Annotated in this window: 16 protein-coding genes; 8 read left to right on the top strand and 8 right to left on the bottom strand. The window is 67.2% G+C overall.

The window, feature by feature from the left end:
* Positions 1-13: 13 nt before the first annotated feature.
* Positions 14-463, bottom strand: a complete 450-nt coding sequence (locus AC1DKR_RS13345; RefSeq protein ID WP_312112695.1) for a winged helix-turn-helix transcriptional regulator — start codon at positions 461-463, stop codon at positions 14-16.
* Positions 464-541: 78 nt separating this feature from the next.
* On the opposite strand from AC1DKR_RS13345, the gene AC1DKR_RS13340 reads away from it, so the two are divergent.
* Positions 542-1,723: an MFS transporter gene (locus AC1DKR_RS13340; protein WP_478033229.1), complete on the top strand. Its 1,182-nt coding sequence runs from the start codon at positions 542-544 to the stop codon at positions 1,721-1,723.
* 40 nt (positions 1,724-1,763) lie between these two features.
* On the opposite strand, the gene AC1DKR_RS13335 is transcribed toward AC1DKR_RS13340, so the two are convergent.
* Positions 1,764-3,179 carry a GGDEF domain-containing protein gene (locus tag AC1DKR_RS13335; protein ID WP_478033228.1) on the bottom strand — a complete coding sequence of 472 codons (1,416 nt, stop codon included), beginning with the start codon at positions 3,177-3,179 and terminating at the stop codon, positions 1,764-1,766.
* A 287-nt stretch (positions 3,180-3,466) separates the two neighbouring features.
* Between AC1DKR_RS13335 and AC1DKR_RS13330 the strand changes: the two genes are divergently transcribed.
* Positions 3,467-5,713 carry a TonB-dependent siderophore receptor gene (locus AC1DKR_RS13330; protein WP_478033227.1) on the top strand — a complete coding sequence of 749 codons (2,247 nt, stop codon included), beginning with the start codon at positions 3,467-3,469 and terminating at the stop codon, positions 5,711-5,713.
* 141 nt (positions 5,714-5,854) lie between these two features.
* Positions 5,855-6,829 (top strand): cation diffusion facilitator family transporter, encoded by a 975-nt coding sequence (locus AC1DKR_RS13325; protein ID WP_336026030.1) that lies wholly within the window; start codon positions 5,855-5,857, stop codon positions 6,827-6,829.
* 27 nt (positions 6,830-6,856) lie between these two features.
* On the opposite strand, the gene nfi is transcribed toward AC1DKR_RS13325, so the two are convergent.
* Complete coding sequence (gene nfi / locus AC1DKR_RS13320) at positions 6,857-7,537, bottom strand: deoxyribonuclease V (protein ID WP_478033226.1); 681 nt, start codon at positions 7,535-7,537, stop codon at positions 6,857-6,859.
* A gap of 94 nt (positions 7,538-7,631) precedes the next feature.
* On the opposite strand from nfi, the gene gpmA reads away from it, so the two are divergent.
* The 3 genes from gpmA (at position 7,632) to AC1DKR_RS13305 (ending at position 11,289) form a co-directional block, all read left to right on the top strand.
* Positions 7,632-8,381, top strand: a complete 750-nt coding sequence (gene gpmA, locus AC1DKR_RS13315) for a 2,3-diphosphoglycerate-dependent phosphoglycerate mutase (protein WP_025873769.1) — start codon at positions 7,632-7,634, stop codon at positions 8,379-8,381.
* A 157-nt stretch (positions 8,382-8,538) separates the two neighbouring features.
* The gene (locus AC1DKR_RS13310; protein WP_394195808.1) at positions 8,539-10,629 is read left to right on the top strand and encodes a M13 family metallopeptidase; all 2,091 of its coding nucleotides are present in this window, start codon (positions 8,539-8,541) and stop codon (positions 10,627-10,629) included.
* 141 nt (positions 10,630-10,770) lie between these two features.
* Positions 10,771-11,289: a hypothetical protein gene (locus AC1DKR_RS13305; protein WP_478033225.1), complete on the top strand. Its 519-nt coding sequence runs from the start codon at positions 10,771-10,773 to the stop codon at positions 11,287-11,289.
* A gap of 33 nt (positions 11,290-11,322) precedes the next feature.
* Here the strand turns inward: AC1DKR_RS13305 and AC1DKR_RS13300 are convergent, their stop codons facing one another.
* The 5 genes from AC1DKR_RS13300 to AC1DKR_RS13280 form a co-directional block, all read right to left on the bottom strand.
* Positions 11,323-11,928, bottom strand: coding sequence for an HD-GYP domain-containing protein (locus tag AC1DKR_RS13300; protein ID WP_394195804.1), 606 nt, complete (start codon positions 11,926-11,928; stop codon positions 11,323-11,325).
* 183 nt (positions 11,929-12,111) lie between these two features.
* On the bottom strand, positions 12,112-12,627 hold the full coding sequence (locus AC1DKR_RS13295; protein ID WP_313248711.1) for a hypothetical protein: 516 nt from the start codon (positions 12,625-12,627) through the stop codon (positions 12,112-12,114).
* 82 nt (positions 12,628-12,709) lie between these two features.
* On the bottom strand, positions 12,710-16,174 hold the full coding sequence (gene mfd / locus AC1DKR_RS13290) for a transcription-repair coupling factor (protein WP_336026047.1): 3,465 nt from the start codon (positions 16,172-16,174) through the stop codon (positions 12,710-12,712).
* Positions 16,175-16,324: 150 nt separating this feature from the next.
* The gene (locus AC1DKR_RS13285; RefSeq protein ID WP_025879325.1) at positions 16,325-16,870 is read right to left on the bottom strand and encodes a GNAT family N-acetyltransferase; all 546 of its coding nucleotides are present in this window, start codon (positions 16,868-16,870) and stop codon (positions 16,325-16,327) included.
* 95 nt (positions 16,871-16,965) lie between these two features.
* Positions 16,966-17,823: a 23S rRNA (adenine(2030)-N(6))-methyltransferase RlmJ gene (locus tag AC1DKR_RS13280; protein WP_263929710.1), complete on the bottom strand. Its 858-nt coding sequence runs from the start codon at positions 17,821-17,823 to the stop codon at positions 16,966-16,968.
* Between the two features lie 35 nt (positions 17,824-17,858).
* On the opposite strand from AC1DKR_RS13280, the gene creB reads away from it, so the two are divergent.
* Together creB and creC are read left to right on the top strand one after the other, a co-directional pair.
* On the top strand, positions 17,859-18,584 hold the full coding sequence (creB, locus tag AC1DKR_RS13275; protein WP_478033224.1) for a two-component system response regulator CreB: 726 nt from the start codon (positions 17,859-17,861) through the stop codon (positions 18,582-18,584).
* Positions 18,585-18,587: 3 nt separating this feature from the next.
* The gene (gene creC / locus AC1DKR_RS13270; RefSeq protein ID WP_313248707.1) at positions 18,588-20,048 is read left to right on the top strand and encodes a two-component system sensor histidine kinase CreC; all 1,461 of its coding nucleotides are present in this window, start codon (positions 18,588-18,590) and stop codon (positions 20,046-20,048) included.
* The last annotated feature ends 32 nt before the right edge of the window (positions 20,049-20,080 follow it).

Below are 20,080 nucleotides of genomic sequence, written 5' to 3'. Positions count from 1 at the left end.
GCGAACGGGCGGATCAGGCCCGATCGCCTTCCTCCTTGAGCTTGCGCACGCGGGTATCGGCGGCGCGCACGGGCTGGCCGTCACGGCCATGGGGTTGCATGTAGGGCAGCGGCCGGCGGCTGCTGGATACGATCAGTTGCGAGTGCGCTTCGCCAGCAGCGAAGCAATGCCGTTCTCCCCATTGGCGCAGGGCCACCAGCAGCGGAAACAGGTCCTGGCCGGCCGCGGTCAGCACATAGTCCTGGTAGGCGCTGCCATCGGCGGCGGGCTGCTGCACCAGCAGCCCCGCCTCGACCAGGCGCCGCAGGCGGTCGCTGAGGATGTTGCGCGCCGCGCCCAGGCTGCGCTGGAAATCGCCAAAGCGACTGACGCCATCGAAGGCATCGCGGATGACCAGCAACGCCCAGCGGTCGCCGAGCAGATCGGCGCTGCGGGCCACGGGGCAGGGGCTGTTGGCGTGCATGGCGGACTCCTCGATTGTGGTTGCAGTTTAAAACCAGTGACGCTACCGTGCACGTAGTTTTAATATGCAACCACATTGATGATGCCTTTGCTTTCCCGCCCCGTGTTGGGCCTGCTCGCCATTGCTGCCGGTGCCAGCGTGGCCAACGTCTATTTCGCGCAGCCGCTGCTGGAGCGCCTGGCCCATGATTTCGCCCTGGATGCCGCCGTGGCCGGTGCAGTGCTGGCCGCCACCCAGGCCGGCAGCGTGCTGGCCCTGCTCGGGCTGCTGCCGTTGGCCGACCGTGGCGACCGCCGTCGACTGCTGCGGGTGCAACTGCTGGCGCTGGTGGTGGCGCTGCTATGGCTGGCCGCCGCCCGCAGTACCGCGTGGTTGCTGTCGGGCATGCTGCTGGCGGGTCTGCTGGGTACCGCGCTCACCCAGGGACTGATCGCCTACGCCGCCAACCTCGCTGCACCGGAGCAACGCGGGCGGGTGGTCGGCATGGTCCAGGGCGGCGTGTTCATCGGCCTGCTGTCGGCACGCGTGGTCTCAGGTGCGGTAGCCGCCGTAGCGGGATGGCGCGCGGTGTACCTGCTGTCGGCATTGCTGATGGCGGCGCTGGCACTGCTGCTGTGGCGGCGCCTGCCGCACGTGCCGGTGCCCGCAATGCCGCCGTCGTGGCGCAACCTGCTGCGTTCGATGGCCGATATGCTGCGGCAGGATCGCGCGCTGCGCGAACGGGGGCCGCTGGCATTGTTCCTGTTTGCCGGTCTCAACGTGTTCTGGGCCGCGGTGCCACTGCCGTTGTCGGCGCCGCCGTTGAACTGGTCGACCGCCGCCATCGGCGCGCTGGGCCTGGCCGGCATCATCGGCGCACTACTGGCAGCGCGGGTCGGGCATTGGATGGATCGTGGCCTTGCCCACCGGGTGAGCCTGGGGGCACTGCTGCTGATGCTGGTCGCCTGGGTGCCGTTGCTGGGCCTGCCGTACTCGCTGGCCCTGTTGCTGCTGGGCGTAGTGGTGCTGGATCTGGGCGGGCAGGCGTTGCATGTGTCCAACCAGGCCCTGCTGCTGCGTGCACCGGCCGAACAGCATGGACGCCTGGTGGCGCTGTACATGCTGTTCTATGCCGTGGGCAGCGGTGTGGGGGCTGCGGCAGGCACCTGGACGCAGGCGCGCCATGGGTGGCCGGCGGTGTGCGCGCTGGGCGCGGGCATCGCGCTGCTGGCACTGACGTGGTGGGCGACGTGGCGCATACCGCGCAAGGCCGCCGCGTAGCGTCGAGACCTTCCGACGCCACGTCTCACGCGCTGCAGGCTCAACGTTGCAGCGCGCGTCGTCCCGGAGCTTCCGGCAGTGCGTCGTTGGCCACCACCACCCGGTTGCGGCCCTGTCGCTTGGCGGCATACATCGCCGCGTCGGCGCGCGCCATCAGCCGCTCGTAATCGGGATGACCATCGTGTCCGGCCACGCCGATGCTCGCGGTCAGCGCCAGCGTCTGTCCATTGGGCAGGGTGATCGGCGACTGTGCGATCTGCCGGCGCAGGCTTTCGGCGATCACCTCCGCCTGTGACTCGCTTGCTGCCACCAGCACCACCACGAACTCCTCGCCGCCGTAGCGGAACAGGTAGTCGCTGCCTCGGGTCTGCTGGCCGAGCAGGGCTGCGACGTGCTGCAGCGCGCGGTCGCCGGCGTCATGACCGTGGCCATCGTTGATCGCCTTGAAATGGTCCAGGTCCAGCAGCAACAACGAGAACGGCGTGTGGTTGCGCGTGGACAACTCGATCTCACGACGCAGCACGGTCGGCAGGAAGCGTCGGTTGAGCAGGTTGGTCAACGCATCGCTGCCTGCATCCAGTTCACCGATGCGTTCGAACAGCAGGGTCATCAGGTTGCGGATGGTGGCCAGGTCTTCGCGGATCATCGGCAGGGCGGTCAGCCGCCGTGCCGGATCTTCATCGGTGGCGCGCTGCAGGCGGCTGTCGATGCGTGCCATCAGCTGGCCCACCTGCTGCGTCTCGCTGCTTTCGCCGAAGCTGGGAATGCCCTTGTGGGTGAACCACAGGCCGAATTCCGAGCTTGCCAGACTGGCGTTGTCGGCACCTGTCGCATGGCCGGCGAGGGTATACAGGAGGGTGTTTTCCCAATCCAGCAGCAGGGCGCGCTGGCGCTCGCGCTCGGTGCTGACGTTCTGCACCAGCGAGAACAGCCGGTACGCCGCATCGGTGCGCGAAGAGCGCTCACGGGCGTGCGTGTAGGCCAGCGTCATGCCTTCCATGGCGATGTCCATGATCGCGCTGAGGCAATCGATGGCGGCGAAGGCAGTGTCGTTGTCAGCGGCGTCGGCGCGCAGGCGGACGAACAGTTCGTGCTTCAGCACGCGAGCACCGCGTGCCACCAGGTCAACCGGAATGCCGACCCGCGCATGCACATCGCCGATCACCCGTTGTGCGGCGACGGTAGCGGCAATGCCATCCGCATCGGTGGTCAGCAGCTGGGCCAACCAACGCTGCATCGCTGGTTGCAGGCGCTGCTTGACCTGTTCGTGGGACAGGAAGCGGCGCGCACGCGAGTCCTGCAGCAGCACTTCGTAGAAGTGCTGCGCCAGCGTCGGCGGTGCATCGGCGGCCACGGCATGCAGCAGCGCGGCGGCGGCGGGGCCGGCCAGCAGCAGACACTGCTGCCAGGCCTGAGCCAGCGGTTGGCTGGCTTCGTCCAGTTGGGGTGTATCCACGTCGATCTCTAACGGCGCACAACAGACCACGGTATCGGCCGCGGCTGTCGACGGTTGATGGCAGGGAAGCCGGCCAGTTTAAGCGCCATGCAGGACGAAAAACGCGGGTGAAGCACATGCCGGCCGATGCCGCAATGCGTTGACGCATTTGAGAATCACTCGCATTTGTGAAAAAATGACGGCGGGAACCGGCATGCGGGCATCCCGCAGTGATCGTTCCGCCTCCCCCGTCGCCGCCTCGTGCCCTATGCCAGAGGCTTCCGTTGCCCTGCCAGAAGGTTCAGAACATGCCTGCAAACACTCTTTCACCGCGCCCGCTGGCGCTTGCCGTCGCTGCGCTGCTGGCCACCGCTGCCGTCACCGCCCATGCGGAAACCGATGCCACCGATATCGACACCGTGCATGTCACTGCCTCGCAGATCGCGCGGCAGGCGCTGGGCACCTCCACCATCACCGCCGAGGACATCGCCAAGCGGCCGCCGGTCAACGACATCGCCGAACTGCTGCGGACGATGCCCGGCGTCAATCTGACCGGCAACAGTGCATCGGGCCAGTACGGCAACAACCGGCAGATTGATCTGCGCGGCATGGGGCCGGAAAACACCCTGATCCTGATCGACGGCAAGCGCGTGGGTGCACGCGACGCGGTGCGCATGGGCCGCAGTGGCGAGCGCAACACGCGCGGCGATACCAATTGGGTGCCGGCGGAAATGATCGAACGCATCGAAGTGCTGCGCGGCCCGGCAGCGGCACGCTATGGCTCGGGTGCCTCCGGTGGCGTGGTCAACATCATCACCAAGCGCCCGACCGGCGACCTGACCGGTGCGGTTGACCTGTACGGCCTGGTGCCCGAACACAGTGCCGAGGGCGGCAGCGAGCGCCTCGGCCTGCAGCTGAGCGGGCCGATGACCGACACGCTGTCGTTCCGGTTGTACGGCAACCTCAACAAGACCGATGCCGATTCGCTGGATCTCAACCGCGACTTCGCAACCGGTGCCAATGCGGTACCGCCAGCGGGCCGCGAAGGCGTCAAGAACCGCGACGTCAACGCGCTGCTGCGTTGGGACGTGACCGCCAACCAGGTGGTCGAGTTCGAGGCCGGTACCAGCCGCCAGGGCAACATCTATGCCGGCGATCGTGCGGTCAGTACCACTGGTACCTCCACCGGTGTCGACCTGGCTGCGCTGGCCGAGCAGCAGGCCGAGACCAACCGCATGTACCGCACCACCGGCGCGATCACCCATCGCGGACGCTGGGGCGATGTCAGCTCGCGGCTGACGGCGGCGGTGGAAGGGGTCAACAACTCGCGCATCAACGAAGGCCTGGCCGGCGGCCCGGAAGGCAGCTTCAATGGCGCCGACTGGTCGACCTCGCGCCTGCGCAACTACCAGCTGGACGGCGAGGTCAGCTTCCCTACCACCCTCGGCGGTGCCGAGAACGTGTGGACGCTGGGCTTCGAGTACCTCGACAGCCGGTTGACCGATCCCTATTCGATGAGCCAGTCCAGCAGCAGCGGTGGCGGCATTCCGGGCCTTTCGGCCGATCGTGCACGCGGCAAGTCCGATGCACAGACCACCGCCGTCTACGTGGAAGACAACATCTACCTCGGTGAGCGCTGGATCGTGACCCCGGGCCTGCGTTTCGACCATCACAGCCAGTTCGGCAACAACACCAGTCCGAGCCTCAACGCGCAGTTCCGGCTCAACAGTGACTGGGTGGTCAAGGGCGGCATCGCACGCGCGTTCAAGGCGCCGAACCTGTACCAGTCCAACCCGGACTATCTGTATTACACCCGTGGCAACGGCTGCCCGAACGCGTTGCCGAGCCTGGGCGCCGGCTGCTACATGCAGGGCAATGCGGATCTCAAGGCAGAGACCAGCCTGAACAAGGAACTGGGCGTGGAGTGGGCACCGCAGAGCGGCTGGCAGGCCTCGTTGACCTATTTCCACAATGACTACAAGGACAAGATCCAGGCCGGTTACACCCAGATCGGCCTGACGGCCGACCGCAAGGGCCGCATCTTCCGCTGGGAGAACGCACCCAAGGCCATCGTGCAGGGGCTCGAGGGCAACCTGGTGATCCCGCTGCTGGGCGAGCAGGGCGACCGCCTGAAGTGGAGCAACAACTTCACCTACATGGTGGAGAACGAAAACAAGAGCACCGGCCAGCCGCTGTCGGTGATTCCCAAGTACACCGTCAACACCATGCTGGACTGGCAGGCCACCGAGCAGCTGTCGCTGCTGCTGACCGGCACCTTCTACGGCAAGCAGGAACCGGCCACGGCCAACATCAACAACGATCCGCGCTGCACCGCCAACTGCGATGCGTCCACCGTGCTGCAGACCCGCGGCGCGTACAACGTCTGGGGCGTGAGCGCGCGCTACAAGGTGACCGACACGGTCAGCCTGGGCTTCGGCGTCAACAACCTGGCCGACAAGCGCCTGTTCCGCGAGGCCAACAGCAGTGACGCCGGTGCGGCGACCTACAACGAGCCCGGCCGCGCGTACTGGGCCAGCCTGCGTTTCGGCTTCTGATCATCAGGCGGTGGTGCCGGCCGTCGGCCGGCACCCTCCCGCTTCGCGCCAGCCGTGCATGCCTGCAATGTTATAAACACCGTGATAGTTTCCCGACACCCGCCGGCGTAGCCTGACTCCCATCGCTAAGGAGCTGTTGCCATGGGTCACGACCACGATCACCTGCCATCCGAGATCCGCCACGAGAAACCCTTGTGGTGGGCGCTCGGCCTGACCTCCACCTTCCTTGTCGTGGAGGTGGTCGGTGCATTCTGGACCAACAGTCTGGCACTGCTGTCCGATGCCGCGCACATGGCTACCGACACCCTGGCACTGATGATCGCGCTGGTGGCCGTGCGGCTGAGCCGGCGCCCGCCGGACGCGCGCCGCACCTACGGTTATGCACGTCTTGAAGCACTGGGCGCGATGATCAACGGCGCAATGCTGTTCGTGGTTGCCGGCTACATCCTGTGGGAAGCCATCGGTCGCTTCCGCCAACCGCAGGAGATAGCTTCCACCGGCATGCTGGTGATTGCCGCGGTCGGCCTGGTGATCAACATGATCTCCATGCGCCTGCTGCAGGCCGGCAGCGGCGAGAGCCTCAACGTGAAGGGCGCCTACCTGGAAGTGTGGGCCGACATGCTCGGCTCGGTGGCGGTGATCGCCGGCGCGCTGTTGATCCAATGGACCGGCTGGAAGCCGATCGACCCGATCCTGGCCGTTCTGATCGGTTTGTGGGTGCTGCCGCGCACGTATGTGCTGATGCGCGAGGCCATCAACGTGCTGCTGGAAGGCGTGCCCAAGGGCATGGACGTGGCCAGGGTCCGCGACCGCCTGTCCGACCACGACGCAGTGCTGGACGTGCATGACCTGCACGTGTGGGCGCTGGCGTCCAGCACGCCGGCACTGACCGCGCACATCGTGATGCGCGAAGGCGACGACGCCGACCGCCTGCGGCGCGAACTCGGTGATCGCCTGCACGATGATTTCGGTATCGAACACGTGACCCTGCAGATCGAAGCCGACCATTGCGGCGAAACCTGTGGCCAGCCGTCGGCGGGCAAGGACGACGATCACGCCGGGCACGATCATGCAGCTGCCGATGCGCAGGGCCATCGCGGTCACGTGCATCGCTGAAGCGGGTGTGGCGGCTGGTGCCCGGCGCTACCTCTGTTCGTCGCGCCGCGAGGCCAGCCGATCCGCCAGCCGGGTCGGCTCGGGCAGGCGATAGCCGCGCAGCGTGCGCTGCACCCAGGCCAACGCGGTATCGGCACTGACCCGATGCCCGCCGGCGACGAACAGCGGCTTGCAGCGCAGCTTGCTGCGCAGTACCCAGCCGAGCTGCTCGCCGCCGTCCAGCAACGGCGTGTGCGCGCCGGCCTCGGGCCCGGGCTCGATGAAGCGGCCGACCAGCTTCGATTTGGCCACGCCGATGCTCGGCAGGTCGGTCACCACGCCCAGGTGTGCGGCAATGCCCAGCCGGCGCGGATGGCTGATGCCATGGCCATCGACGAACACCAGGTCCGGTGCGCGCGGCAGCAACGCCAACGCAGCCAGCAGCGCCGGCAGTTCGCGGAAGCTGAGCAGGCCCGGGATATAGGGCATCACGGTGGGGATGCGGGCGATTTCCTGCGCCACCGGCTGCAGGGTGTCCGCGTCGAGCAACACGGCCGCAGCGCGGGTGATCGCGCCGTCTTCCTCGAAGCCGACATCCAGCCCGGCCAGCCAGCGCACGGTAGTGGGCAGCCGGTCCTGCCGCTGCACGCGGGTGGCCAGCTGCTTCTGCTGTTCGCGGGCGGCGCTGACGCTGCCTTCCCAGCGCCCGGGGTCGATCAGTGTATTCATCGGCCACAGGATGACATCCACACCGCCACGGCGCGGTGAGCGGGCGCCGGGGCTACAATGGCCGCCTGCCTTTCCTCGCGTTGGAGACCCTGCAGTGACCCGTAAACTCGTACTGTTGCGCCATGGCCAGAGCCAGTGGAACCTGGACAACCGCTTCACCGGCTGGGTCGATGTCGACCTGACCGAGCAGGGGCGCCGGGAAGCGGCTGCCGCCGGCCGCCTGATGCGCGAGGAAGGCCTGCAGTTCGACGTCGCCCACACCTCCGTGCTCAAGCGCGCCATCCACACCCTGCAGGGTGCGTTGGCCGAGCTGGAGCAGGACTGGCTGCCGGTGAACAAGTCCTGGCGCCTCAACGAGCGCCACTACGGCGGCCTGCAGGGCCTGGACAAGGCCGAGACCGCCGCCAAGCATGGCGAGGACCAGGTCAAGGTGTGGCGCCGTTCGTACGACATCCCGCCGCCGGCGATGGACCTGGAAGATCCGGGCCACCCGATCCACGACCGCCGCTATGCCGGGCTGGATCGCAACGCGCTGCCGGGCACCGAATCGCTGGCGACGACGCTCGACCGCGTGCTGCCGTACTGGCACGACGCCATCGCGCCGCAGTTGAAGGATGGCAAGACCGTGCTGGTCACCGCCCACGGCAACTCGCTGCGCGCGCTGTACAAGTACCTCAACAACGTCTCGCGCGAGGAAATCCTCGAGCTGAACATCCCGACCGGCATTCCGCTGCTGTTCGAGTTGAACGACGATCTCACCGTGAAGTCGTTCCGTTACCTGGGTGACCCGGAAGCGGCACGCAAGGCCGCCGAAGCCGTGGCCAACCAGGGCAAGGCGCGGTAGATACCCACCGTTGGTGGGTATTCCCCTGTTGGGTGTGTGCGGACCAACGGTCCGCACCTACCCGGTTGCGACCACGGGCGTTCCCCCTGTGACCTTTGGCCGGTCCCCACCATCGCCGCAGCGGCTACGCTGGACGATTCGCCGTTGGAGACACGCCATGAATGTCCGCAATCTGGTCCCGCTGGGCCTGACCATCGCCATCGCCGCTTCGCTCGCCGCCTGTGGCAAGAACGAGACCGCGCCCGCTGCCGACGCCGCCAAGCCGGCGTTCGACCAGTCGCAGATCAAGACGGCGCTGATCAGCCTCAACAGCGCCGATCTGGATCCGTCCATCGCCGCGTGTACCGACCTCAACGGCTTCGTCAACAGCAAGTGGCTCAAAGCCAACCCGGTGCCGGGCGACCAGACCACCTGGGGCAGCTTCGAGATCCTGCGCGAGCGCTCGCTGGAAGTGCAGCACGCGCTGGTGCAGCAGGCCGCGGCCAGCCAGGCCAAGGCCGGCTCGGTGGAAGCCAAGATCGGTGACATCTGGAAGACCGGCAACGACGAAGCGAAGATCGAGGCTGCCGGCCTGGCGCCGCTGCAGCCGACGCTGGACAAGATCACTGCGCTGAACGACACCGCCGCCATCACCCAGTACCTGCGCGACAGCCAGGCGCAGGGCCAGGGCGTGCTGTTCTCGCTGTTCGCCAATGCCGATTACAAGGATTCGGCCAACGTCATCGCCTACGTCGGCCAGGGCGGCCTGGGCCTGCCGGAGAAGGGCTACTACTTCGACGACGCGCAGGCCAAGATTCGCGACGCCTACGTGGCCTACATCGGGCAGGTGCTGACGCTGTCCGGCGTGGACGCGGCGCAGGCTGCCGAACAGGCCAAGGCGGTGATGGCGTTCGAGACCCGCCTGGCCAAGGCCTCGATGTCGCGCATCGAAATGCGTGACCCGGCCAAGCGCTACAACCCGCTCAGCGCCGCCGACGCGGACAAGCTGACCCCGAACTTCAGCTGGACCGCGCTGTTTGACACCCTGAAGGTGCCGGCCGCGCAGAAGTTCTCGCTGGCCCAGCCGGGCTTCTTCAGCGAAATGGACAAGATGCTGGCCGACGTGCCGGCCGCCACCTGGCAGTCCTACCTGCGCTTCCACACCATCGACGACGCCTCGCCGTACCTGAGCAGCCAGTTCGAGAAGGCCAACTTCGAGTTCTACGGCAAGACCCTGCGCGGCCAGCAGGAAATGCAGCCGCGCTGGAAGCGCGTGCTGGAGTCGGTCAACGGCGGCATGGGCGAAGCCCTCGGCCAGCTGTACGTGGACGCGGTGTTCCCGGCCGAATCGAAGGAGGCCATGCAGCACCTGGTGCAGAACCTGTCGGTGGCGCTGAAGGCGCGCCTGGAGCAGCTGCCGTGGATGGGCGAGGAAACCAAGAAGAAGGCACTGGAAAAGTGGGCCAGCTTCACCCCGAAGATCGGCTACCCGGACAAGTGGCGTGAGTGGACGGGCCTGCAGACCAACGGTGACAGCTACCTGGGCAACATGCAGGCAGCGCGTGCGTTCAACTACCGCTACATGCTGGACAAGATCGGCAAGCCGGTGGACAAGACCGAGTGGGGCATGACCCCGCAGACCGTCAACGCCTACTACAACGCCACCAAGAACGAGATCGTGTTCCCGGCGGCGATCCTGCAGGCACCGTTCTTCGATGCCAAGGCCGATCCGGCGCTGAACTACGGTGGCATCGGTGCGGTCATCGGCCACGAGATGATGCACGGCTACGACGACTCGGGCAGCCAGTTCGCCGCCAACGGCAACTTCGACAACTGGTGGACCGACAGCGACCGCAAGGCATTCACCGAGCGCACCGACCAGCTGGTCGCGCAGTTCGACGGCTATGAATCGGTGCCGGGCGTGTTCGTGAAGGGCAAGCTGACGCTGGGCGAGAACATCGGTGATCTGGGTGGCCTGACCGTGGCCTACGATGCCCTGCAGATGGCGCTGAAGGAGAACCCGAAGGCGAACGTCGAGGTGGACGGCCACAGCCAGGACCAGCGCTTCTTCATGAACTGGGCCACCGTGTGGCGTCGCAACTTCACCGACGGTGAGCTGCGCGTGCGCCTGAACACCGATCCGCACGCACCGGCGAACTTCCGTGCCAACGGTGCGCCGTCGAACATGCCGTCCTATGCCGCCGCGTTCCAGTGCAAGGCTGGCGATGCGATGGTGCGTGCCGACGACAAGCGCGTGGTGATCTGGTAATCGATCGCATGCGGCAGTAATGCAGGAGGCCCGGCGAATGCCGGGCCTTCCTGTTTCCGCCTGCCTACATCGCCATCGGCTGCAATGAATGCGTTAGGATGCGCGCGCTGCGCACGCCCTGCACGGGGCCCAGGGACGGTCATGAGCTTCAATTTATACGAATCCAGCAACACGTCACCTGCTGCAGCGGTCGCGCCGATGCCGGCGTGCGGGCACCGCCAGCCCTTGTGGCTGGCGATGACCATTGGCGCGATCACGCCCTGGGTGGGCCTGGTGGTGGTGGTGGTCTTGTTCGCGCTGACACTTGGCAGGACCCCGTACTATCTCGTCCGGCTGGCTGCATCACTTCACGAAATGATGGTGTCGATGGCATTCGCGGTAGTGCTCTGCGGGCCCTGGATCGGGCTGCTTCGCTGGCGCCGACGCCTGAGCTGGGTATCGGTCTGCGTTGGCGCTACGCTGATCGGCGGCATCATGCTCATGCTGCGGGCCGCCTGGCCGCCGGAAGATGGCTACCTGGAGATTCTGCTGATGGACCTTGGTTGGGGGCTCATCTTCTGCTTCCCGGTCGGCGGCTTCTTTGGATTGCTGAGCGGGATTGGCTTCAGTGCGGTTGCTGGGATTCCATTGAGGTCCCGCGCCCGCGCCAAAGGTACCTAGAGAGGCCCGCAGGCAGTCTCCGCGGTGTGCAACTCAGAGCAGCGCCGGCTCGTTCCTGAGCATCCCGTGGAAACGCTGCAGCACGTAGGGATCGATCAGGCCACCGGCCTGCTCATCGAGGATGCGCAGCACCGTCTCGTGCTCCATCGCCGCGCGGTAAGGGCGCACGCTGGTCATTGCATCGTAGGCATCGGCAATGGTGACGATGCGGGCGCCGAGCGGAATGGCCTCGCCGTGCAGGCCATCGGGATAGCCGCTGCCATCGAACGCTTCATGGTGCGCGCGGATCAGGCGAGCGACCGGTGCCGCATCGCTGCGACCGGTGGCCAGGAAAATGTGCTCGCCGCGCACCGGGTGCTCGCGCATGATCGCGCGCTCTTCGTCGCTGTGCCGGCGCGGGCTCAGCAGTACCTCGTCGGGGATGCCGATCTTGCCGATGTCGTGGAAGCGCGCGGCCAGGCCGACCTGCGCACAGGCGTCCTCATCCAGGTCGCAGTGCAGGGCAAGGTGCTGCGCAAGAAGGCCCACGCGGTCACAGTGGTGGCGGGTATAGGCATCACGCATCTGCAGCGACATCGACAGGGCGTCGATCAGGCAGGCCTGCGCGTGCAGGAGGTCGGGAGGTCTGGGCTGGGGCATCGGAACTGGCGGCGCGACGAAGCTGCGCAGGAAACGGAAAGGCCCGCGAGAGCGGGCCGGGGCGGCGCATAGGGTACCCGCATCAGTGTCACGCGGGGGGCATCGACGGTCCCGCGTGGGGCTGTGCGTTCAGTCGCATGCAGCATTTGGCCCCGGCCGCATCGGCAACCGGGGCGGCGTGGCTCAGCCGGTGGTCTGCAGGTGGATGCGATGGGCTTTGGCGAAGGCGTCCTGCGCGTCGCTCAGGGTCTGCATGTCTTCGTCCATTCTGGTCACGGCCTCATCCAGGGTCTCCAGCAGCGGGGCGACCTGTTCTTCGCTATAGCCATCGGGCAGGGCAGCCAGCTGTTCCATCACCGCGAACATCTGTTCGGTGCTCTTCAGGGAATCGAGCAGGTTCTGGTGCAGTGCATCGGCGTCCTTGCCATGGGTGAACTGCTGGACGAAGACCAGCCGGTCGGCGATTTCCTTGTGCGCGTTCTTCAGGCCGAAGCGATGCTGCTGCATGCTCTTGCCGTCCTGCAGCGACGCATGGAAGGACTCGCCGTTCGGGCCGTTGGTCCATTGCTCGACCATGCTGACCGTGCCGTTCCAGCTGGCGACATTCTCGTGCAGGTAATCGCGGTTGCTCATGCCGCTGTGGCAGGCGGCCAGCAGGCCCAGGCTGGTGGCGAGCAGAAGGGGGGCGAAACGATTCACGGCAACACTCCTTGTCGCGGGCGCAGGAAACGGAAAGGGCGCCGGTCTGCCGCCCGCGGCGGACCGGAACCTTGGATATCGATCAACGCAGGGCCAGGGTCAGCAGCAGCGCGCGTGCGGCGTTGAAGCGGTCTTCGGGCAGTGGCAGCGGATGCTTGACGCGCAGCTTGTCCGGACCGTCCATGGCATAGAGGTTCGGTTGTTTCTGGATCAGCTGGATCACCGCCATCGGGTCGATGTTCGGCTTGGATTCGAACACGATGCGGCCACCGTTCTCGCCCAGGTCCAGCTTGCGGATGCCCAGCGTGCTGGCCTGCAGCTTCAGCTCGGCAATGGCGAACAGGTTCTTGGCCGCATCCGGCAGCAGGCCGAAGCGGTCGATCATCTCCACCTGCAGCTCGCGCAGCGCATCGCTGTCGCGCGCGCTGGAAATGCGCTTGTACAGCGTCAGGCGGGTGTGCACATCCGGCAGGTAGTCGTCCGGAATCAGCGCCGGCACGTGCAGCTCGACCTCGGCACCCCGCGCTTCTTCGCCGGCATCGATGTCGGGCAGATGGCCCTGCTTGATGCTGCGCACTGCGCGTTCCAGCAGCTCGGTGTACAGGCTGAAGCCCACTTCGGCCATCTGCCCGCTCTGGTCCTCGCCCAGCAGTTCGCCGGCGCCGCGGATCTCCAGATCGTGGGTGGCCAGGGTGAAGCCGGCACCCAGTTCGTCCATCGAGGCGATCGCTTCCAGGCGCTTTTCCGCATCCGGCGTGATCGAGCGACGGTCGGGCACGACCAGGTAGGCATAGGCGCGGTGGTGCGATCGACCGACGCGGCCACGCAGCTGGTGCAGCTGGGCCAGGCCGAAGCGGTCGGCACGGTTGATGATGATGGTGTTGGCGTTGGGGATGTCGATGCCCGATTCGATGATCGTGGTCGACAGCAGCACGTTGAAGCGCTGCTTCTGGAAGTCCAGCATCACCTTTTCCAGCTCGCGCTCGGGCATCTGCCCATGGGCGATGCCGATGCGCGCTTCGGGCACCAGCTCGGACAGCTCGCGCTGCATGCGGCCGATGCTCTCCACGTCGTTGTGCAGGAAATACAGCTGGCCACCGCGCGCCAGCTCGCGCTGGAACGCTTCGCGCAGCAGCGCGTTATCCCACTGGGTGATGAAGGTCTGCACCGCCAGCCGGTTCGGCGGCGGGGTGGCGATGATCGACAGGTCGCGCAGGCCGGCCATGGCCATGTTCAGCGTGCGCGGAATCGGCGTGGCGGTCAGGGTCAGCAGGTGCACGTTGGCGCGCAGTGCCTTCAGCGCCTCCTTCTGGCGCACGCCGAAGCGCTGCTCCTCGTCGACGACGACCATGCCCAGGTCCTTGAACTTCACGTCCGGCTGCAGCAGGCGATGGGTACCGACGATGACGTCGATGGTGCCGGCCGCGACCTTCTCCAGCTCGGCCTTGATCTCCTTGGTGCTCTTGAAGCGCGACAGCACCTCGACCTTCATCGGATAGTCGGCGAAGCGGTCGCGGAAATTGCGGTAATGCTGTTCGGCCAGCAGCGTGGTCGGCACCAGCACCGCCACCTGCTTGCCAGCGCTGGCGGCAGCAAATGCGGCACGCACCGCGACTTCTGTCTTGCCGAAGCCCACGTCGCCGCAGACTACGCGGTCCATCGGCTGGCTGCTGGCCAGGTCACGCAGGGTGGCGTCGATGGCGGCCAGCTGGTCCGGGGTTTCCTCGAACGGGAAACCGGCGGCGAACGGCTCGTACATCGCGCGGTCCACCTGCAGTGCCAGTCCGGCACGCGCCTGGCGCCGGGCCTGGATCTCCAGCAGTTCTGCGGCCACATCGCGCACCTTCTCGGCGGCCTTGCGCTTGGCCTTGCTCCACTGCTCGCCACCCAGTGAATGCAGCGGCGCGGTTTCGGCGGAGGCGCCGGAATAGCGGCTGATCAGGTGCAGCTGTGCGACCGGCACGTACAGGCGGTCGCCCTTGGCGTACTCGATTTCGAGGAACTCGCCGGGCATGCCGCCGACGTCCATCGCGATCAGTCCGCGGTAGCGGCCGACGCCATGGTCCTCGTGCACGATCGGCGCGCCTTCGGTCAGCTCGCCCAGATCGCGGATGATCGCTTCCGGCTCTCGTCCGGCGCGGCGCGTGCGGCGCGTGCTGCCGGCGCGCTCGGGGAACAGCTGGCGTTCGGTCAGCACCGCGATGTGCGGCGCATCCAGGGCGAAGCCGTCTTCCAGCGGCGCCACGGCAATGGCGAAGCGCTCGTCGCTGGCCAGGAAGGACAGCAGGTCGGCCACCACCGGTGGCTTCAGCTCGGCGGCCTGCAGCACTTCCAGCAGGGCCTCGCGACGGCCGGGCGAATCGGCGGCGATCAGTACGCGGCCAGGGTAATGGCCGAGGAAGGATTTCAGCGCGTCACCCGCCGGTGCCTCGCGCGCGGCCACCGGCAGCGGCGGCAACGGCTGGTCGCCCAGCGCATGCGCCTCGGCGATGCGGGCGTGATCGGCAGCCCATACCTCGATGCGCGGTGCGTCGTTCAGACGCTCGCGCAGCAGGTCCGGCGACAGGTACAACGCCGACGGTGGCAGCAGCGGTCGTTCAACGTCATGGCGGCGTTGCTCGTAGCGCTCGCCGGTCTGCGTCCAGAACGTCTCTGCCGCTTCAGCGGCGCCCACGCAGACGACCGGCAGGCTGCCGGCAGGCAGGTAGTCGAACAGGGTGGCGGTGCGCTCGAAGAACAGCGGCAGGTAGTACTCGATGCCGGCCGGGGCCAGGCCCGATTTCAGGTCCTGGTACAGCGAACTGCGTCGGGTATCGACGTCGAAGCGCTCGCGCAGGGTCGCCAGCACCCGGGCGATGCTGGCGTCGTCCATCGGTACTTCGCGGCCGGGCAGCATGTGCACCGCCTCGACCTTGTCCAGCGAGCGCTGGCTTTCCGGATCGAACGCACGAATTGAATCGATGTCCTCGTCCAGCAGTTCCACCCGCAGCGGCTCGTCGGCGCCCATCGGGTAGACGTCAAGCAGGCCGCCACGCACGGCGAAATCACCCGGGTCCATCACCTGCGGCACGTTGCGGTAGCCGGCGCTTTCCAGGCGACGCTTCTCCGCTTCCAGGTCCAGGCGCTGGCCGACTTCAAGATTGAAGCTGCCGCCGATGACATAGCTGCGGGGAGCCAGCTGCTGCAGCAGGGTCTGCACCGGCACCACCACCAGGCCGCGCTTCAGCGTGGGCAGGCGGTGCAGGGCCGACAGACGCTGCGAAATGATGTCCGGGTGCGGGCTGAAGCGATCGTAGGGCAGCGTCTCCCAGTCCGGGAACGCCACCACCGGCAGGCTCGGGTCGCCTCCCAGCAGGGTATGCAGATCCGCTTCGATCTGGTTGGCACCGTGGTTGTCACGGGCCACCACCAGTATCGGGGCGTCATGCGTGCGCGCTGCCTGGGCCAGATACCAGGCCAGGGCAGTGGGCGAGGCGGGGGCGCGCCACCAGGCGCGAAGCTGGCCGGCACGTGGCAGCGGCGGGGCGGGGTATTGAGTACGCGACATGAACCGCGGATTTTAGCAGAAGCCCGATCGAAGCCCGCTGGGTAGTGCCGGCCGCTGGCCGACAGCTCATGATGCTGCGGGGAATCGGTGGAGCCGGCCACAGTGGCCGGCACTACCGGAACGCGTGCCGGGCAGGGCCCGGCGCTGCCGTTAGTTGTCCAGTTCCAGCACCATCCGCACCAGGCCTTCGGCCCCGTTCGGATGGGGGACCGGCTTGAAGCCCAGCGAGGCGGCCAGCTGCTTCATCGGCTCGTTCTCGGCGGCGACATCGCCATACAGGCGGTCCAGGTACTTGCCGCGGCCCCATTTCACCAGCTTGCGCATCAGCTGGCGGCCGAGGCCCTGGCCGATCAGGAAGCGGCTGATCAGGATCGCGTACTCGGCTTCGCGGGTACCGGGGATTATCGAGGCACGGGCCACCGCGCCGACCACGGCCTCACCGGCCGGCAGCGACTCGGCGGCGACCAGGGTGATCTCGGTCTTCGGGTTGGGATGGGTCAGGCGCTGGGTGGTTTCCGGCGACAGCTCGGTCACCGACTGCAGGAAGCGGTCGCGGATTTCTTCCGGCCCGAACAGGCTGAAGGCGGCCTGCAGCGGCGCGCCATCTTCCGGGCGGATGGGGCGGATCAGCAGCTCGTGGCCGCTGGGAGCCTTGAAGATCTCATGCCAGGGCGGCATGCGGTTGCGAGTGGCCATACCGGGTGATTCCTTGGTGGTCCATCGATTGTGTCATCACCGGGGCTGCATTCCGTGAACGAAAGGCTCACGGTCGTACAGCCTCGTGAAGGCCCTTATTCGGCCGTCTTCAGCCAGTCCAGGCGGGTGCTGGCGCCAGGCTCGCCCAGATGCTGGCGCAGGGCCGGCAGGGCCGGGCCGACCACGCGGTCGAACTGCCAGGGGGCATTGAGCACCAGCATGCCGCTGCCGTTGAGGCGCAGCGGGGAGTCGTCCGGGCGGACCAGGAACTCGATGGTCATCGCCGACTTCACCGGCAGTGCGGTGGCCTTGCGCAGGAAATGCAGGATGGTGCGGCGCTGCTTGATCGGGAACCAGACCGCACAGGTGGCCTGGGGCCAGCGGGCCAGGGTCTCGGCCAGCGCGGCGAGCACTGCCTGGTACTCGGCGTCCTGGGCTTCGTAGGGCGGGTCGATCAGGACCAGGCCGCGGCCGATCTTGGCGCCGTTGGCCTTGGGCGGCAGCAGCGAACGCAGCAGTGCGTAGCCGTCACCGGGGTGCACGCCGACGCGGCTGTCATGGGCGAACAGGGTCTTCAGCGAAGCGGCCTCATCCTCCTGCAGCTCGCACACCGCCATGCGGTCCTGCGGGCGCATGGCCTGCGCGCTGAGCAGCGGCGAGCCGGGGTAGGCGATCATCGCGCCGACCGGATTGTCAGCCTGCACCGCTTTGAGGTAGCGCTCGACCACCTCGGGCAGCTTGGGCTGGGCCATCAGCCGCATCACCCCGGATTCGACTTCCAGGGTCTTGCGGCTTTCTTCGCTGGCCAGCAGGTAACGGCCGGCACCACCGTGGGTGTCGAGCACGAAGAACGGGCTGTCCTTGCGCTTGAAGCTGTCGATCAGGGCCAGCTGCACGATGTGCTTGAGGACATCGGCGTGGTTGCCGGCGTGGAAGGCGTGGCGATAGTTCATGGGCGGCAGTGTACGGGGCAAGGGCCGCAGCGGCTATGCTGCGCGCCATGACAGCCCCTGTTACCCATGTCCTGGTGGTCGAAGACGAAGCGGCCATCGCCGAAACCGTGCTCTATGCGCTGCGCAGCGAAGGCTACGCCGCCAGCCATTGCCTGCTGGGCGGGCAGGCGCTGCAGCGGCTGCAGGCCGGCGATATCGACCTGGTGGTGCTGGATGTCGGCCTGCCGGACCTCAGTGGTTTCGAGGTCTGCCGCCGGCTGCGGGCCCTGCCGGGGCCGGTGGCGCAGGTGCCGGTGATCTTCCTGACCGCCCGCAACGACGAACTCGACCGCGTACTGGGCCTGGAGCTTGGGGCGGACGACTACATGGCCAAGCCGTTCTCGCCGCGCGAGCTGGTGGCGCGGGTGCGTGCCCGGCTGCGGCGTGCCACGCCCACTCCGGTGGCCCCGTCCGCCGAGGCCGGCTGGCAGGAACACGGTGCCTTCGCCATCGATCGCGATGGCCGCCGCATCCGCTTCCAGGGCCATGCGCTGGACCTGACCCGCTACGAATATGCGTTGCTGGAGGCGCTGCTGCAGCGCCCCGGCGCGATCCTCAGCCGTGCCCAGTTGATGGACCGTGGCTGGGACAGCGCCGCCGACAGCGCCGACCGCACGGTCGACACCCACGTCAAGACGCTGCGCGCCAAGCTGCGTGCGGCCGGCGCCAGCGGTGAGCCGATCCGCACCCATCGCGGCCTCGGCTACGCCCTGGAGGTCTGACGCGTGCGTCTGGTCCTGAAACTGTTCCTGGGGTTCTTCCTGATCGTTGGCATCGCCGCGTTCTTCGTGATGCGCGTGTTCGTCAACGAAGTGAAGCCGGGCGTGCGCCAGGCGATGGAATCGACCCTGGTGGATGCGGCCAACGTGCTGGCGGAGATGGCCGCCGCCGACGTCAAGGCCGGCACCATCCGCAACGGCACTTTCACCCGCAACCTGGCCAAGGCCCGGCAGCGCGACCTGAAGGCGATGGTCTGGCGCTTCCCCAAGCGTGCGCTGGACTACCGGGTGACGATCACCGACGCCAAGGGCATCGTGATCTACGATTCGCTGGGCCGCGACGTGGGCCGCGACAATTCGCGCTGGAACGATGTCTATCGCACCCTGCGCGGCGAATACGGTGCGCGCTCCAGCCCGGAAACGCCGGGCGATGACAGCAACACGGTGATGCACGTGGCCGCGCCGGTGTACGACCCGGTCGATGGCAGCACATTGATCGGCGTGCTCAGCCTGGCCCAGCCCAACCGCAGCATCGATCCGTTCATTGCCGCCAGCCAGCGCGCCATCATCGAGCGCGGTGCGTGGCTGATCGGCCTGTCGGCGCTGGTGGGCGTGCTGGTGACGATGTGGCTGACCAACGGCCTGGGCCAGCTCAGCCGCTATGCGCGCGCGGTCAGCGCCGGTGAACCGGTGCCGCCGCCGAAGCGGCGCAGCGACGAGATCGGCGATCTTGGCCAGGCGCTGGAGACCATGCGGCGCAAGCTGGAAGGCAAAGCGTACGTCGAGCAGTACGTGCAATCGCTGACCCACGAGATGAAAAGCCCGTTGGCGGCAATCCGCGGTGCCGCCGAACTGCTGCAGGAGCCGATGGCCGACGCCGACCGTACGCATTTCGCACGCAGCATCGTCGACCAGCAGGAACGGCTGACCGAAACCATCGACAAGCTGCTGGCGCTGGCCGAGGTCGAGCAGCACGGCTGGTTGCAGACCCGTGATCCGATCGCCTTGCCGGTGCTGCTGCAGGAAGCCGCGGCGGCGGCGCAGGTGCGCGCGCAGGCCGCAGGTGTCGAGCTGCATATCGACGAGGTGCCCGACCTGCGCGTGCAGGGCGATGGTTATCTGCTGCGACAGGCGCTGCACAACCTGATCGACAACGCCATTGCGTTCTCGCCACCCGGGGCACAGGTGCAGCTGGATGCCCAACTGGACGGGCAGGGCGTACGCCTGCAGGTTGCCGACCGTGGCGCGGGCATTCCCGATTACGCACGCGAGCGCGTGTTCGAGCGCTTCTATTCGCTGGCCCGACCCGGCACTGGCCGCCGCAGTTCCGGCCTCGGCCTGCCCTTCGTGCAGGAAGTCGTGCGCCTGCATGACGGCCGCGCCAGCCTGCAGCCGCGCGAAGGCGGCGGCACCGTGGCCAGCCTGTGGCTGCCGCTGGCGATACCGGGCCAGCGTCTGCGGCGCTGACTTCACACCCGCTTCAAATTCGCCACAAACCC

The sequence above is a fragment of the Stenotrophomonas sp. 01N47 genome (assembly GCF_056399165.1).
Note: the sequence above shows the minus strand (reverse complement) of the source record. Positions and strands in the feature narration are given on the sequence as shown.

Coding starts and splice junctions, on each gene's coding strand:
- AC1DKR_RS13345 (WP_312112695.1), bottom strand. CDS start 463: ATGCACGCCAACAGCCCCTGCCCCGTGGCCCGCAGCGCCGATCTGCTC.
- AC1DKR_RS13340 (WP_478033229.1), top strand. CDS start 542: ATGATGCCTTTGCTTTCCCGCCCCGTGTTGGGCCTGCTCGCCATTGCT.
- AC1DKR_RS13330 (WP_478033227.1), top strand. CDS start 3,467: ATGCCTGCAAACACTCTTTCACCGCGCCCGCTGGCGCTTGCCGTCGCT.
- AC1DKR_RS13325 (WP_336026030.1), top strand. CDS start 5,855: ATGGGTCACGACCACGATCACCTGCCATCCGAGATCCGCCACGAGAAA.
- nfi (WP_478033226.1), bottom strand. CDS start 7,537: ATGAATACACTGATCGACCCCGGGCGCTGGGAAGGCAGCGTCAGCGCC.
- AC1DKR_RS13310 (WP_394195808.1), top strand. CDS start 8,539: ATGAATGTCCGCAATCTGGTCCCGCTGGGCCTGACCATCGCCATCGCC.
- AC1DKR_RS13305 (WP_478033225.1), top strand. CDS start 10,771: ATGAGCTTCAATTTATACGAATCCAGCAACACGTCACCTGCTGCAGCG.
- AC1DKR_RS13300 (WP_394195804.1), bottom strand. CDS start 11,928: ATGCCCCAGCCCAGACCTCCCGACCTCCTGCACGCGCAGGCCTGCCTG.
- mfd (WP_336026047.1), bottom strand. CDS start 16,174: ATGTCGCGTACTCAATACCCCGCCCCGCCGCTGCCACGTGCCGGCCAG.
- AC1DKR_RS13285 (WP_025879325.1), bottom strand. CDS start 16,870: ATGGCCACTCGCAACCGCATGCCGCCCTGGCATGAGATCTTCAAGGCT.
- AC1DKR_RS13280 (WP_263929710.1), bottom strand. CDS start 17,823: ATGAACTATCGCCACGCCTTCCACGCCGGCAACCACGCCGATGTCCTC.
- creB (WP_478033224.1), top strand. CDS start 17,859: ATGCTGCGCGCCATGACAGCCCCTGTTACCCATGTCCTGGTGGTCGAA.